The following is a 13,538-nucleotide window of genomic DNA, read 5'->3' on the forward strand; positions in this document are numbered from 1 at the left end:
CTCATCTTTACAGACGACACTTCCGCTTTCGTCGCGCTGACTTCGCCTAACCTCTCGGCCCGTAATCCAGCTTCGGATACCAGTCCGTCCCCCGCCCTTCGGGCGTCATGTCGAGCACGGTCCAGAGCGGCATCAGATCGGGCGCGCCGCGCGGGTCTTCACCGGGATCGGCCGTACCGAAATCCATCTCGCCGCTCCAGAAATGCCGGATCACGCCGTCGCGCCGCGTGAAAACGTTGAGCGCGGGATCGTCGCCGCCTTCCTTCGATATCGCGTGATAGTCGCGGCTGAACTCTCCATTCGTGTCGGAAAAGAGCCTGAGATCGCGCCAGCCGCGCTCCGTCTTGAATGCCAGAAGCTTCGCGAGCGGCGAGCGCGCGATCACCGCGAGCGCCACGCGCTGCTCGATGTCGCGCGCCTCGCCTTCCCACGCCGACAAGAGCGACGTGCACATCGGGCACGGCCGTTCGCGCTGCGGCCCGAACATGTAGCTATAGGTGACGAGGGTGTCCTTGTCGCCGAAAAGACCCGCGAAATCGACCGCGCCGCGCTCGCCTTCGAATCGATAATCGCCCTTCACTTCGCCGCCGGGCGGCAGCGCGCGACGCGTCTGCGCGACGCGCTCGATATGCCGGCGCAATTCGATTTCCTCCGCGAGCAACGCGGTACGCGCCTGCCGATATTCGGCGCTTTCGTTGGGAAACCTCATCGTCGCGCGCTTCGCGAGTTCATCGGCGGGAACGTAGTTCGTGGTCGTGCTCATGTCCGATCTCCTTTGGCTCAGGTAGCTCAATCGCGGTCCGGCGCGCCGAGCGGAAACAGCGCCCGATATGGCCGCGCCTCATCGACCGCGCGTGCGAAAGACGGCCGCGCGAGCAGGCGCTTGCGATACGCGATCACGTTCGGATAAGCGTCACCGATGCGATGACACCAGTCCGCATAAAACAGGAACGGCGCGGCGCCGCAATCGGCGAGGCTGAAGGCGTCGCCCGCGGCCCATTCGCGCGTGGCCATCTTGCGATCGAGAAAGGCGTAGGACGTATCGAGCATCGCGCGGGCATCGGCGACGCCGCGCGCATCGCGTTCGTTCGGATCGCGCATCGCGTCGAACACGATCTTCTGCTGCGGCGTCGACAGATAGTTGTCGAAGAAGCGATCCATCCAGCGCGTTTCGAGCGCGGCGCGCGGATCGTCGGGAATGAGGCGCACCGGGCCAGGATGAAACAGCCCCAAATGTTCGATGATCACCGTCGATTCGATCACCGGCCGGCCGTCATCGACGAGCACGGGAAAGCGCTTCATCGGCCAGATTTCGGCGAGTTCGGCCATCGATTGCGGCGTTTCGGGCGTGAGCGCGCGCCATTCGAAAGGCGTGCCGTTCTCATACAGCGCGACCAAAACCTTCTGGCAATAAGAGGAAAACGGGTGTGCGTAGAGTTGCAAGCTCATCTGACAGCCTCCAGGTCGTCGAGCAGTTCGGAATGCGGCGCGATGCGCAGACGACGATTGCAGCGCCGGATACCTGAACGACGAGCGAGGACGCGGCCAATCGACAACGAATCGATATATTTTGTTGTGCGGCGCAGCGTGACAGTTGACGATTTGCTAACGTGCGCGCCTCCCAGCAACCGAAGCACGGCAAACGGATCCATTGTCCGTCGAGCCGGCCGAAGAGAATGAAGCGCAAAGACAAAATTAGTATCGTCGTTGCAGACGATCGCCCCGTCGTTCTATATGGGCTGCAAAGCTGGTTCGAGGCACACGAGCGGTTTCGGGTGACGGCATGCGTCAGAAACGCCGATCAACTGCTCGCGAGGCTCACGGCCGCCAGCTACGACGTGATCGTTCTGGGCTGCGGTCTGGAAGGTTCCCGTGCGGACGATTTCGCGCTTCTGCGCGAATTGCGCCGATCGTTCCGGGAGACGCCCGTGGTCATCTTCACCGAAGAAACCGACGCGCACACGCTCTTCGCCATGCAGCATGCGGGCGCGTCGGGCCTCGTGAGTCCGCGCGAAGAAGCGCGCGCGTTCGAACGCGTGTGCGAGCGCGTGCTTTCCGGCGCGGAGAAGATCGTCTCGCCGCGTATCGCGAACTGCTGCAATGCCGCCGCTTCCACGATCTCGTTCGATGCATCGCCCGATTATGACCGCGTGCGCGTGAGCGTCCGACAGTTTGTTGCGGTCCCCTGACGCGCGGCATTCGATCCCGCTTTCACACCAGCGACATCCGCCGGTGAGATGCTTTTTGGTTTATGTCCAGAAAAGGCATCGCCTTCAGCCGATGAGCGTCGATTTCGCATTACGTCTCTTCGCCGCGTTCGCGTGCGGCGTCGCCATTGGTCTCGAACGGCAGTTGCGCCAGCGCACGGCGGGATTGCGCACGATCACGCTCGTCGCGAGCGGCGCGTGCCTCTTCGTCACGCTCGGCATGCTGACGGGCAACGGCGTCGCGGGCGTCACGCAGATCGCCGCGTATGTCGTGTCCGGCGTCGGCTTCCTGGGCGGCGGCGTGATCATGCGCGACAAGGGCTCGATTCAGGGCATCAACACGGCGGCGACGCTGTGGTGCTCGGCGGCCGTCGGCGTGCTGTGCGGCACCGGGCATTACGGCCCGGCGATCGCAGGCACGGGCGTCGTGCTCGCGACCAACACGCTCCTGCGCGAAGTGAGCCGCGCGATCAACGCGACGCCCGTATCGAGCGCGGACATCGTGCGTGAATACGTGCTGACCGTGATCGGACGGCAGGAGGACGAGATTCACATCCGCACGCTGCTTTCGAACGCGATGGACGCGCAGCCGCTGTCGTTTCAGAGCCTCACCAGCGAGGACGTCGACAGCGAGCCGCCGCGCATCAAGGTCACGGCGACCGTGCGCATGCATCCGAAAGATCAGGCGAAGCTCGAACGCATGGCGAGCCGCATGAGCATGGAGCGCGGCGTGTCGAGCATCAGCTGGGCGGGCAAGGAGGTGGAGACGGCGCCGGAGTGACACTCAAGGCGCCGCGCTTTGCCCCATGCGCTCGCGCATCGCGCCGCAATGCGCGACCAGATTGCCCTGCGTGGCCACGAACCGCTTGAGCGGCGTATCGATGTCGTAAAACCAGATACTGGCGACGAACCCGTACAACGCGCAATCGATGCTCGCGGGCGCATCGCCGAACATGAACGGCTTGTCGCCCAGCAGATTCGCCAGCGCCTGAAGACTCGCGATGCCGCGCGCATACGCGTCGTCCGGCTCGTATCGCCCGATACCCTGATACCGATAGCGCTCGAAGTTGTATTTGCGCGCGCCCTCCAGCGCTTCCCCGCCGATATCCGGATGCTGCCGCATCAGCGCGTCGCGGAACTGCGGCCAGTAGCGGTCGTCGCGCCAGCGCGAATACGACATCACCCAGTAGAGATCGTCGAGCGTGCGGCGGATCAGCAGATCGAGATCGCGTTGCGCGCCGGTGAGCGCGTCGTCGAGCGTCAGCGCGTATTTGCGCTTCAGATGCGCGATGATCGCGTCGCTGTCGCCAATGGTTTCATCGTCATCGACGAGATACGGAAGCTGGCCGCGCGGCGCGGCGCTCGTGTCGAGCACATGACGATGCTCGAACGGCAGACCCGCGAGCTTCAGAAACGCGAACACTTTCAATCCGAACGGATTGTTGTCTTCGAGGCCGAACAACTGAGGATACGAATAGAGCGTGATCATCGACGTCTCCGGGCGTCGCCCTGCAAGGACGCGCCAACTTCGCTACGATTCCCGATTGGCCTTGCACCTTCCCGTCACGCGACGCGCATTCCGGCATTCGCCCGGCACGCGCCGCCACACACGAAAAATACTATGCCCACGCCGCCTCATGCCATCGGTTTTACGCTCGATCCGCTCGATCGCGTGTCGGAAAAGCGCGACGACGATACGTTCGTCGCCAGCCTGCGCGACGATCCGTCCACGCGCTTTCTGCTGTTCGTGAACAACGTGCCGCTCTTTAAACGCGCCGACGGGCACGATCCGCTGTTCAGCAGGCACGAAGCGGCGGCGCACGGCGCGCCCTTGCAAACGGTGTTTCTCGGCCGCGACGCCGACGAGCGCGCGCTCTTCGCATCCTCTTTCGACGATAACCCGGAAAGCCTGCGCGAAGTCGAAGCGATCGAGCTTCGCCCCATCGCGATGCAAGGACTTGTGCCGCCGCCGCTCGTCAGCGCGCTCGGCGAAGCGCGCTCGATGCTCGACTGGCATCGCCGTCACCGCTTCTGCGCGAACTGCGGCCAGCCGACCGATTCCGCCGGCGCGGGCTGGCGGCGCATCTGCCCGAATTGCAAGGCGCAGCATTTTCCGCGCGTCGATCCGGTCGTGATCATGCTCGTCACCGATGGCGAGCGGTGTCTGCTCGGCCGTCAGCCGCAATTCGTGCCGGGCATGTATTCGGCGCTGGCGGGCTTCATCGAGCCGGGCGAAACCTTCGAGCACGCGGTGTATCGCGAGGTGCTGGAGGAAGCGGGCATCCGCTGCACGGACGTGCGCTATTACGCGTCGCAGCCGTGGCCGTTTCCATCGTCGCTGATGATCGGCTGTTTCGCGCGCGCGGCCACGACCGAACTTACCGTCGACAAGAACGAACTCGAAGACGCGCGCTGGTTCACGCGCCGCGAAGTCGCAGCGATGCTCGACGGCACGCACGAACAGGAACTGTCGGCGCCGAAGCCGTTCGCGATCGCGCATCATCTGCTGAAGGCGTTCGCGACCGGCGAGCTGGACTGAACGGCAGCTTCCTGGCGCGACTTCGGCGATCGGCGCAGAATTCGAGGCTCTGACGCGCGGGCGCGCAACCGCATTCCTCAGACACCGGGTGAACGACATGAACATGAAAGGCGGCGTCCATATCTGGCTGATCCGGCATGGCGAAACCGAATGGAGCAAGTCGGGCCAGCACACCGGCACGACCGACATCCCGCTCACCGGCGAAGGCCGCAAGCAGGCGACCGCGCTCGCGCCGGTGCTCGCGTCGCAATCTTTCGACCTCGTGCTGACGAGCCCGATGAACCGCGCGATCGAAACCTGCCGCCTCGCGGGTCTCTCCGAACATGCGCAGGTCGAGCCGGAACTGCACGAGTGGAATTACGGCATCTACGAAGGCCGTAAAACGCAGGATATTCGCGAGGAAGTGCCGGACTGGTCGGTATGGACGTCGCCGATTCCCGAAGGCGAGAATCTCGCCGATGTCGGCAGGCGCGCGCAGGCGCTCATCGACAAGCTGCTCGCCACGAACGCGACGAGCATCGCGCTCTTTTCGCATGCGCATTTCTCGCGCGTGTTCGGCGCGCAATGGGCGACGGGCTCGCCTGCGCTCGGCGCGCATCTCGCGATGGACACCGCCGCGATGAGCGTGCTCGGCTTCGAGCGCGACGTGCGCGCGATCATCAAGTGGAATCTTCTGCCTTAGTCAAAGCGTCTCGCGCTCGACCAGTTCGAAGCCCACGTCGACGAGGGTTTTTTCCGTCGCGCCGCCGAGCCTGTCGATGAGGCAGCGCGCCGCCGTCGCGCCGATGCGCTTGCCGTCCACGCGCACGGTCGTGAGCGCGGGGATGGCGTCGGCGGTGAATTCGAGATCGCCGAAGCCGCACACGGCGATGCGCCCGGGAATGTCGATCGCGAGCCGGCGCGCCTCGGACACGACGCCGAGTGCGAGCAGATCGGAACTGCAGAAGATCGCATCGACGCCCGCGCGCATGTCGAGCACGCGCCGCAAGCCTTCCTTGCCGAGCGCGATCGAACTGGGCGGCGGCATCAGCATTTCGGTGACATCGTTCACGCCGTGCTTCGCGAGCGTCTCCACGAAGCCGCGCCGCCGCGCGAGCGCACGCTGGTCGTTCGCGGATACGAGCGCGGGGCGGCGCGTGCCGCGCGCGAGAAAGCGCTCGGCCACCATCACGCCGATGCGGTAATGCGAAAAGCCGACGAGCATGTCGATGGGATCGTCGCTCATGTCCCACGTCTCGACGATCGGAATGCCGATCTTGCGCAGGCGCTCTCGCAGCGTCGGCGTGTGCGCGACGCCTGTGAGGAACACGCCTTCGGGGCGGCGGCTCAGCACGGCGTCGAGCAACGGGGCTTCGTCTTCGTCGCTGTAGCCGGACAGGCCGAGCAGCACCTGATAGCCGGCGCGCGACATCGTATCGCTGAAAACCTGCACGGTTTCGGAGAAGAGCGAATGCGCGACGGTCGGCACAATCGCCGCGATCAGCCGCGATTTCGCCGACGACAACCCGCCCGCCAGCCGGTTCGGCACGTAGCCCAGTTCCGCGACGGCGTGGCGCACGCGGGCGAGCGTTTCGGGCGCGACGGTGTCGGGCGCGTTGAACACGCGCGAGACCGTGATGGGCGAAACGCCTGCGATGGCCGCGACGTCGGTGATTCGCACGCCTTTGGCGCCCGAGCGCGCGCGGCGCGTGGGTGCCGGATCGACGGATTTCGACGCCGCCATGATGCTAGGCTCGCGACTCGAGCGCCGCGACATCGGCTCGCGCAGCCGCCTCGCGCCGCATCAGAATCATTGTCACGACGGCAAAGATCAGCAGGCAGGCGGCGGGAATGAGCATCGGCGCCTTGACGGAACCGCTCGTCTGTCGAACCCAGGGCACGAGATTCTGCGCGATGAATCCGCCGACATTGCCGAGCGAATTGATCGCCGCAATGCCCGCCGCCGCGCGCGCGCCGGTGAGAAACCTGGGCGGTATCGTCCAGAAGCACGGCAGCAGCAGATACATGCACGGCGCGCCCAGACACAGCGCAACGAAGCGCAATGTATTGGTCGGCAAAAAGACGCTGCCGAGAAAGAACACGACGCCGATCAGCGCGGCCGCCAGCATCGCGGCTGTCGTGCGATTGCCCTTGCGCAGCTTCGACGGGAGCCAGGCAAGCACGATCGTCGCGGCGAGCCACGGCACGATGTTCAGCAGACCGTTGACCGTGTTCGTCACGCCGAAGCCCTTCACGAGCGTCGGCAGCCAGTAGCTCACGCCGTACACCGACATCGACAGCATCATGTAGTAGAGCGCCATGCCGATCACGCGCGGTTCCGCGAGCACGCGCAGCACATGCGAGCCGCTCTTCTCGACTTTCGCAGCCTGAAGGCGCTCGGTTTCGAGCGTATCGCCGAGCCACTTTTTTTCGTCATCGGAAAGGAACGCGGCCTTCAGCGGCGATGCCGGCAGCCATAAAAGCACGACCACGGTCAGCAGGACCGAAGGCAGGCCCGTCACGATGAACACGAGCTGCCAGCCCTGAAGATCGAACCAGTTCTTGTCGAGCAGATAACCGCAGATCGGCGCGCCGACCATGTTGCCGATGCTGCTGCCGAGCGTGAAGTACCCGAGCATCCGCACGCGATGCCGCTGCGGAAACCACAGCGTCAGGTAATAGATCACGCCGGGATAAAGCCCCGCCTCGGACGCGCCGAGCAGAAAGCGCAGCACGTAGAACATCGTCGCGTTCTTCGTGAATGCGAGAAGAATGGTGACGATGCCCCACGTGAGCATGATGCGCGCGATCCAGCGCGGCGCGCCGTACTTGTGCAGCATCACGTTGCTCGGAATCTCGAAGATCAGATAGCCGATGAAAAACAGCGACGCGCCGAGCCCGTACGCGACTTCCGACATGCCGAGACTGCCGAGCATCTGCAGCTTGGCGAAGCCGATGTTCGAGCGGTCGATATACGCGACGAGATACAGCAGGCCGACGAGCGGCATCAGCCGCCATGCGAGGCGATTGATGAGGCGCTGCTCATCGACACTGGCGTGCGTTGGGGAAAGCGTATTCACGGCGTCTCCTCGCTCAGCGCTGCTTGCGCCATTCCTTGTACGCCGCGAGCGTTTCCTCGTTCGGCGGATACGTGCCGCGCAGCATCGCGCCGCCTTCCACGCGCGACGACAGAAATTCCTCCATGACTTCCTGCTCGGTCGCGTCCTGCGCGACTTCCCCGGCCATGTAGCGCGGCACGATCACGACGCCATCCACATCGCCGACGACGATATCGCCCGGATACACCGCCACGCCGCCGCATGCGATCGGCACGTTCATGTCAACCGCGTGATGCTTCGCGAGATTGAGCGGCGCGCTCGCGCCCGCGCAGAAAATCGGCAGGCCGATATCGCCGATCGTGCCCGAATCGCGCACGCAGCCGTCCGACACCATGCCCGCGACGCCGCGAATCTTGAGACGCGTCGTGAGGATCGAACCCGTCGACGCGACGCTGCGATCGCCCCGGCAATCCTGCACGAGCACGCTGCCCGGCGGCGCGCTCTCGACGGCCTTGCGCTGCGGATGATCCGGATCCTGAAACACGCCGACGTGATCGATATCCTCGCGCGCCGGAATATTGCGCAGCGTGAACGCCGGCCCGACCATGTTCGGCGCGCCTTTCGCGGGCTTCACGAGCGGCGCGACGCCTTGCAGGAACACGTTGCGCAGGCCGCGCTTGAAGAGTTGCGTCGTGAGCGTCGCGGTGCTGACATGGCGCAGCAGCTCGATCGTTTCGTCGGAAATGGCGATGTCTTGTGTCGTCATGATCTTGCGCGTCTCAGTGAATGTCGGGCTCGCCGCCGGTCGCGGTCTTTTCTTCGAGGAAATCGAAATCGCAGCCCTTGTCGGCCTGCGTCACATGCAGTTGATGCATGACGCCGAAGCCACGCTCGAACGGGCGCTTCGGCGCTTTCCATGCGGCCCTGCGCGCGGCGAGTTCGTCATCGGTGATGTCGAGATGCAGGCGGCGCGCGGGCACGTCCAGCTCGACGATATCGCCGTCTTTCACCAACGCGAGCGGCCCGCCGACGAACGATTCCGGCGCCACATGCAACACGCACGCGCCGTAGCTCGTGCCGCTCATGCGCGCATCGGAGATGCGGACCATATCGCGCACGCCCTCTTTCAAAAGCTTCTGCGGAATCGGCAACTGGCCCCACTCCGGCATGCCCGGCGCGCCGACTGGGCCCGCGTGCTGAAGCACGATCACCGAATCGGCGGTGACGTCGAGCGCTTCGTCGTCGATGCGCGCGGCCATGTCGGCGTAATCGCTGAACACGACCGCCGGCCCGCGATGCTTGAGCAGATGCGCTTCCATCGCCGCCGGCTTGATCACGGCGCCGTCCGGCGCGAGGTTGCCCGTGAGCACGGCGAGGCCGTCGTTCGGCACCAGCGGATTGGCGCGGCGGCGAATCACGTCGTCGTTGAAAATTTCCGCGCCCGCGATGTTCTCGCCGAGCGTCGCGCCATTGACGGTCAATTGCGAGTCATCGATCAGATCGCCCAACTCCGCGAGCAGCGCGCGCAAACCGCCCGCGTAGAAAAAGTCTTCCATCAGATACTTGCCCGCCGGACGGATGTTGCCGAGCACGGGCGTCACGCGCGCGAGCGCATCGAAGCGCGCGGTCGTGAGCGGCACGCCCGCGCGCCGCGCGACCGCCACGAGATGCACGATCGCGTTGGTCGAGCCGGACAGCGCGAGCACGGTCGTCACCGCGTTGTCGAAGGATTTCGGCGTGAGAATGTCGGATGGCTTCAGGTCCGTCCACACCATTTCGACGATGCGCTGTCCCGTCAGCGACGCGTGCTGCGCGTGCCGCGAATCCACCGCGGGAATCGACGCGAAGCCCGGCAGCGTCATGCCGAGCGCTTCGGCGGCGCTCGTCATCGTCGATGCGGTGCCCATCGTCATGCAATGGCCCGGCGAGCGCGCGATGCCGCTTTCCACGCCCTTCCACTCGTCCTCGGTGATCTTGCCCGCGCGCAGTTCGGCCCAGTACTTCCACGTATCGGAGCCGCTGCCGAGCGTGCGGCCGTTCCAGTCGCCGCGCAGCATCGGGCCGGCGGGCAGATAGATCGCGGGCAGGTTCATGCTGATCGCGCCCATCAGAAGGCCGGGCGTGGTCTTGTCGCAGCCGCCCATCAGCACGCAGCCATCGAACGGATACGAGCGCAGCACTTCCTCGACTTCCATCGCGAGGAAATTGCGGTAGAGCATGGTCGTCGGCTTCTGAAACGGCTCGGCGAGCGTCATCACCGGCATTTCGACGGGAAAGCCGCCCGCCTGCCAGATGCCGCGCTTCACTTCCTCGACGCGCTGCTTGAAGTGCGTGTGGCACGAATTGATTTCGCTCCACGTGTTGAGCACGGCAATGACCGGCTTGCCCATGTAATCGGACGCGTGATAGCCCATCTGCGCCGTGCGCGAGCGATGGCCGAACGAGCGCAGGTCGTTCACGCCGTACCAGCGGTGACTGCGCAGTTCTTCCGGCTTCTTGCGAATCAGAGTCAAGCGGCGTCTCCTTGATGGTAGCGTTACCATTCGATGCCGACAGATGGTAGCGCTGTCATCCGCGAGCGTCGCTTGGGGTTTGTCCGGGGAATTGCGCTACTTGATGGTGAGATGAATCGACGCGATCAACTCCGACAGTCCGAGCCAGAGTATCTCCACACCGATGCAGAAGATGACGAACGCGAAGAGGCGCATCGCGACCTGCGTGCCGGCGGTGCCGAGCAGGCGTTCGAGATGCCCGGCGAAGCGCACGCACACATAGATGCTCGCGCACAGGATCGCCAGCGCGACGGCCACGCCCGCGAGATGCACCGGCTGCAGGCCATGACGCGGCGAGCCGGTGCCGAGCGCGATGGCGACCGCGATCGCGCCCGGCCCGACGGTGATCGGCAGCGTCAGCGGATAGAAGGCCTTCGCGCGCAGTGATGCGCCGCTTCGCGGTTTGGGCGCGGTTTCGGTGGCGTCGTCGTCATCGGGTGCCTGGAGCAGATTCCAGCCCGCCATCGCGACGACCAGGCCGCCGGCCACGCGCAACACGGGAATCGAAATGCCGAAGAACGTCAGCACGTATGCGCCGATCGAAAGCGACGCCAGCAGGATCGCGAAACTGTTGATGCAGATGCGCCGCGCGAGTTCGGCGCGATCGTCGTCGCCGATATGCGGCAGCATGCTCAGCACGACGAGCGCGGTGGCCGGCGGATTGATGATGGGAAACAACCCGGCGACGATCACGAGAACCGTCTTGGCGAATTCGTTGAGCATGCGCGTCGTTGTCCGTTCGTCTTGGGCGTGCTGCAAGCCCGGACATTGTGCACGCGAAGTCGCAGCGCGTGCGCGGCAATCGACGGTTCAGGCGAATGGCGCGGCGAGAATCAGCGCGCATTCGGTGAGAAACGACCCGAGCCCGACGCCGATCAACACGCGCGCGATGACGGTCCACACGCGGCGATCGACATTGCCCGCGCAGCGCCACGCAAGCGTGCACCACAGCAGGTACAGCACCGAGCAGATGGCGAATACGCCCAGCATGCCGGGCCAAAACCAGACGGTGAGCAGCAGAAATGATTCGGGAGCGACGCCGCTCGTCCAGAGGTCGAGATAGACGAACCACCATGCAAGGTGAATCGGCACGCCCAACAGCCACCAGACTTTCCAGAAGCGTTCTTCTCCGCGCCAGGCCTTGCGAAACATGCGTCGTCGTGCAGTGGAAGGAGGCACGCATTCTACTCCACGCGTGTCCCGCATCGGCGCGCGGCTCACGCCGACAGGCTGCGGCGCTTCGCCTCCATGCGCGTGATGAGCCGCTGCAGCACGTTCTCCGCCGCGCCCGAGAGCTGCACGAAGCGGAACCCGACGACATAGCGCACATCGCCGCGCGGCGTGGTCACGGTGCGCGGCGACACGAGTTCGAGATCGACGGGCAATGCCGCGCCCGGGCCGAGATGCAGCACGACATCGTGAAACACGGTGCCGAGCTCCGTTTCCGCGAGACGCGGCGTGTCCATGCGCAGCGCGATGCCGCCGAGCGACAGGTCATGCACTTCGTAGCGGAACGAATCGCCGTCGGCGAATGCGCCCTTCGCGTAGAACGGATCGAGAATCGGCGTCGGCACGCGGAAATATTCGCGGCGCTGGAATTGATAGAGCTTCTCGGGAAAGGAGACCTCGAATGCCTGGCGTCCCTCGTGGGTCACGGCACGTGCGGCCAGCGTCGTGAATTCGACGCGCACGCCGTCCGGCGCGCCCTTGAAATACAGCTGACGCGCCTCGAGCAGCGCGCGGTTATCCGACTCCACGCCGCCCCAGTCGAACACGATGCGCGCGCCGCGCACGTCGACTTCCAGCAATTGCGTGACGATCTGCCCTTTGCCGCTCGTGACCGTCAGCATGTCGCGGCGCTGCACGAGATTGCGCAGAACGATGGATATTTCGGATGGCGTGTGTCGCGCGAAGCGCTCGTGGTCTTCCGCGAATTTTTCGATGTCGGATGTGTGCGGCAAGGGTTCGGCGAGCATGATGGTCCAATCTAGTTATCAGTTTGGGACAGCGAACGACGACTACCTGATTTCTCATATATTGCCCGAACGGCAAGCACTTCAGTACGTCAGTAACGACTAGGTTTTCACGCCAATTCAGCGTTTTGCAAAGCAGCAAACGCTTTTTGCTTACGAATCGCCTTCAAAAACGACAGAGGCCGGGCGCTGCCGCCCGGCCTCTCGTGCTTCAGACTGAACGCGTCAAGCGAGCGCGTCGAACTCGCTTGTGAGCGCGCGGCGTCGCATCGGCGCGAGCGCGGCTCCGAGGCGCTCGCCCTGCGCCTCGCTGATCAGACTCGTCAGGATCTCGCCGAAGCGCGCTTCATCGACGCCCGAGATGATGTACTGCCAGCGGTACGCATCGATCAGCCCCGCGTGTACGCGCGCCTCTTCCTCTTCTGACAGCGCGCGGTCCAGCAGCGTGACGAAGTAGTGGGCATCGGCGGCGGCTTGGGCCTGCATCATGCCGTCGATCGCAGCGACCAGATCGATCAGATCGATGATCGCGGCATCGCGCGCGTCGTCGTCAATACGCGCGTCCTCGCGCATCCATTCCAGTTCGTCGATGATCGCGTGCTGCGACTCCTCCTTCCAGTGAAACAGGAAGATGTCCTTGAATAGCGGCGAGAGCGTCGCGTCGCTTTCCATGCTCTGCCGGTAATGCACCTGCGTGACGATTTCGACGCAACATGTCAGCGCGAGAATCGACCACGTGGACTTGCCGAGCACGAACGCGGCGACTTCGTCGGCTTGCGGAACGAAGCGGTAGCCGGAAGGAAGCGCTTCGGCCGCCAGCGCCTCGACGCGGCGGAACAGCTCCTGATGCTTCAGCTCTTCATCCGTGAAACGAACGATCGCTTCGAGCGCGGTCTGATCGCCGAGCGCGTGATCGCGGCCGACTTCCAGCATCTTCGCGCCGACGAAACGCTCGATCATGCCGAACATGTTGGCGTACGTGCGGCCCTGAATCTGCGACATGAGCCGGCGTTCGCGTGTGTCCAGAAACGGCAGGCGGTTCACCTGGGTGAGCCCGTCGGGCATGAACTTGTGCGCGGGATCGAAATGACGGCCGCGCAATACGTCGCGGTCGATATCCCAGCGGATGCGGCGGGACACTTCGATGCACTTCGCATAGCGTTGTTGCGTGCTGATCTTGCTGGACTGTTGCTGAACGGCTCTCATGTAGAAACTCCGGGATGACTCTG

Annotated in this window: 16 protein-coding genes; 4 read left to right on the plus strand and 12 right to left on the minus strand. The window is 64.5% G+C overall.

The window, feature by feature from the left end:
• Positions 1-46 precede the first annotated feature (46 nt).
• The 3 genes from PQR08_RS23660 to PQR08_RS23670 are packed head-to-tail and all read right to left on the minus strand — an operon-like array spanning position 47 to position 1,652.
• On the minus strand, positions 47-763 hold the full coding sequence (locus tag PQR08_RS23660) for a DUF899 family protein (RefSeq protein WP_250485641.1): 717 nt from the start codon (positions 761-763) through the stop codon (positions 47-49).
• Positions 764-789: 26 nt separating this feature from the next.
• Positions 790-1,449, minus strand: a complete 660-nt coding sequence (locus PQR08_RS23665) for a glutathione S-transferase family protein (RefSeq protein WP_250485642.1) — start codon at positions 1,447-1,449, stop codon at positions 790-792.
• Positions 1,446-1,652 carry a hypothetical protein gene (locus PQR08_RS23670; RefSeq protein ID WP_238210923.1) on the minus strand — a complete coding sequence of 69 codons (207 nt, stop codon included), beginning with the start codon at positions 1,650-1,652 and terminating at the stop codon, positions 1,446-1,448. Before PQR08_RS23670 ends, PQR08_RS23665 begins: the two co-directional genes overlap by 4 nt.
• 24 nt (positions 1,653-1,676) lie before the next feature.
• On the opposite strand from PQR08_RS23670, the gene PQR08_RS23675 reads away from it, so the two are divergent.
• Both PQR08_RS23675 and PQR08_RS23680 read left to right on the plus strand, forming a co-directional pair.
• Positions 1,677-2,189 (plus strand): response regulator, encoded by a 513-nt coding sequence (locus PQR08_RS23675; protein ID WP_250485643.1) that lies wholly within the window; start codon positions 1,677-1,679, stop codon positions 2,187-2,189.
• 91 nt (positions 2,190-2,280) lie between these two features.
• The gene (locus PQR08_RS23680; RefSeq protein WP_035504470.1) at positions 2,281-2,988 is read left to right on the plus strand and encodes an MgtC/SapB family protein; all 708 of its coding nucleotides are present in this window, start codon (positions 2,281-2,283) and stop codon (positions 2,986-2,988) included.
• Between the two features lie 3 nt (positions 2,989-2,991).
• On the opposite strand, the gene PQR08_RS23685 is transcribed toward PQR08_RS23680, so the two are convergent.
• Entirely contained in the window at positions 2,992-3,696 is a 705-nt protein-coding gene (locus tag PQR08_RS23685) for a glutathione S-transferase family protein (protein ID WP_250485644.1), read from the minus strand.
• 132 nt (positions 3,697-3,828) lie between these two features.
• Here PQR08_RS23685 and nudC point away from each other — a divergent pair, with 132 nt between their 5' ends.
• Both nudC and PQR08_RS23695 read left to right on the plus strand, forming a co-directional pair.
• Complete coding sequence (nudC, locus tag PQR08_RS23690) at positions 3,829-4,746, plus strand: NAD(+) diphosphatase (RefSeq protein ID WP_238210917.1); 918 nt, start codon at positions 3,829-3,831, stop codon at positions 4,744-4,746.
• A 97-nt stretch (positions 4,747-4,843) separates the two neighbouring features.
• A complete protein-coding gene (locus tag PQR08_RS23695) occupies positions 4,844-5,428 on the plus strand; it encodes a histidine phosphatase family protein (RefSeq protein ID WP_250485645.1) in 585 nt (194 codons plus the stop codon).
• On the opposite strand, the gene PQR08_RS23700 is transcribed toward PQR08_RS23695, so the two are convergent.
• The 8 genes from PQR08_RS23700 to PQR08_RS23735 all read right to left on the minus strand — a co-directional run bounded on the left by PQR08_RS23700 (position 5,429) and on the right by PQR08_RS23735 (position 13,515).
• A complete protein-coding gene (locus PQR08_RS23700) occupies positions 5,429-6,469 on the minus strand; it encodes a LacI family DNA-binding transcriptional regulator (protein ID WP_250485646.1) in 1,041 nt (346 codons plus the stop codon).
• Positions 6,470-6,473: 4 nt separating this feature from the next.
• Positions 6,474-7,733 (minus strand): MFS transporter, encoded by a 1,260-nt coding sequence (locus PQR08_RS23705; RefSeq protein WP_284509097.1) that lies wholly within the window; start codon positions 7,731-7,733, stop codon positions 6,474-6,476.
• Between the two features lie 85 nt (positions 7,734-7,818).
• Entirely contained in the window at positions 7,819-8,550 is a 732-nt protein-coding gene (locus tag PQR08_RS23710; RefSeq protein WP_408162481.1) for a ribonuclease activity regulator RraA, read from the minus strand.
• Positions 8,551-8,563: 13 nt separating this feature from the next.
• Positions 8,564-10,297 (minus strand): L-arabinonate dehydratase, encoded by a 1,734-nt coding sequence (gene araD, locus PQR08_RS23715; RefSeq protein WP_250485648.1) that lies wholly within the window; start codon positions 10,295-10,297, stop codon positions 8,564-8,566.
• A 96-nt stretch (positions 10,298-10,393) separates the two neighbouring features.
• Entirely contained in the window at positions 10,394-11,059 is a 666-nt protein-coding gene (locus PQR08_RS23720; RefSeq protein WP_238210913.1) for a MarC family protein, read from the minus strand.
• Positions 11,060-11,146: 87 nt separating this feature from the next.
• Positions 11,147-11,488 (minus strand): hypothetical protein, encoded by a 342-nt coding sequence (locus tag PQR08_RS23725; RefSeq protein ID WP_250485649.1) that lies wholly within the window; start codon positions 11,486-11,488, stop codon positions 11,147-11,149.
• A gap of 65 nt (positions 11,489-11,553) precedes the next feature.
• Positions 11,554-12,312 (minus strand): flagellar brake protein, encoded by a 759-nt coding sequence (locus tag PQR08_RS23730; protein WP_238210911.1) that lies wholly within the window; start codon positions 12,310-12,312, stop codon positions 11,554-11,556.
• A gap of 222 nt (positions 12,313-12,534) precedes the next feature.
• On the minus strand, positions 12,535-13,515 hold the full coding sequence (locus PQR08_RS23735) for a hypothetical protein (protein WP_250485650.1): 981 nt from the start codon (positions 13,513-13,515) through the stop codon (positions 12,535-12,537).
• Between the last annotated feature and the right edge of the window lie 23 nt (positions 13,516-13,538).

It is taken from the genome of Caballeronia jiangsuensis, assembly GCF_046030135.1.
Taxonomy (GTDB): Bacteria; Pseudomonadota; Gammaproteobacteria; order Burkholderiales; family Burkholderiaceae; genus Caballeronia; species Caballeronia jiangsuensis.

What these genes read in the sequence shown, in the direction of transcription:
- PQR08_RS23660 (WP_250485641.1), bottom strand. Translation starts at nt 763, where the DNA reads ATGAGCACGACCACGAACTACGTTCCCGCCGATGAACTCGCGAAGCGC.
- PQR08_RS23665 (WP_250485642.1), bottom strand. Translation starts at nt 1,449, where the DNA reads ATGAGCTTGCAACTCTACGCACACCCGTTTTCCTCTTATTGCCAGAAG.
- PQR08_RS23670 (WP_238210923.1), bottom strand. Translation starts at nt 1,652, where the DNA reads ATGGATCCGTTTGCCGTGCTTCGGTTGCTGGGAGGCGCGCACGTTAGC.
- PQR08_RS23675 (WP_250485643.1), top strand. Translation starts at nt 1,677, where the DNA reads ATGAAGCGCAAAGACAAAATTAGTATCGTCGTTGCAGACGATCGCCCC.
- PQR08_RS23680 (WP_035504470.1), top strand. Translation starts at nt 2,281, where the DNA reads ATGAGCGTCGATTTCGCATTACGTCTCTTCGCCGCGTTCGCGTGCGGC.
- PQR08_RS23685 (WP_250485644.1), bottom strand. Translation starts at nt 3,696, where the DNA reads ATGATCACGCTCTATTCGTATCCTCAGTTGTTCGGCCTCGAAGACAAC.
- nudC (WP_238210917.1), top strand. Translation starts at nt 3,829, where the DNA reads ATGCCCACGCCGCCTCATGCCATCGGTTTTACGCTCGATCCGCTCGAT.
- PQR08_RS23695 (WP_250485645.1), top strand. Translation starts at nt 4,844, where the DNA reads ATGAACATGAAAGGCGGCGTCCATATCTGGCTGATCCGGCATGGCGAA.
- PQR08_RS23700 (WP_250485646.1), bottom strand. Translation starts at nt 6,469, where the DNA reads ATGGCGGCGTCGAAATCCGTCGATCCGGCACCCACGCGCCGCGCGCGC.
- PQR08_RS23705 (WP_284509097.1), bottom strand. Translation starts at nt 7,733, where the DNA reads ATGCCGCTCGTCGGCCTGCTGTATCTCGTCGCGTATATCGACCGCTCG.
- PQR08_RS23710 (WP_408162481.1), bottom strand. Translation starts at nt 8,550, where the DNA reads ATGACGACACAAGACATCGCCATTTCCGACGAAACGATCGAGCTGCTG.
- PQR08_RS23720 (WP_238210913.1), bottom strand. Translation starts at nt 11,059, where the DNA reads ATGCTCAACGAATTCGCCAAGACGGTTCTCGTGATCGTCGCCGGGTTG.
- PQR08_RS23725 (WP_250485649.1), bottom strand. Translation starts at nt 11,488, where the DNA reads ATGTTTCGCAAGGCCTGGCGCGGAGAAGAACGCTTCTGGAAAGTCTGG.
- PQR08_RS23730 (WP_238210911.1), bottom strand. Translation starts at nt 12,312, where the DNA reads ATGCTCGCCGAACCCTTGCCGCACACATCCGACATCGAAAAATTCGCG.
- PQR08_RS23735 (WP_250485650.1), bottom strand. Translation starts at nt 13,515, where the DNA reads ATGAGAGCCGTTCAGCAACAGTCCAGCAAGATCAGCACGCAACAACGC.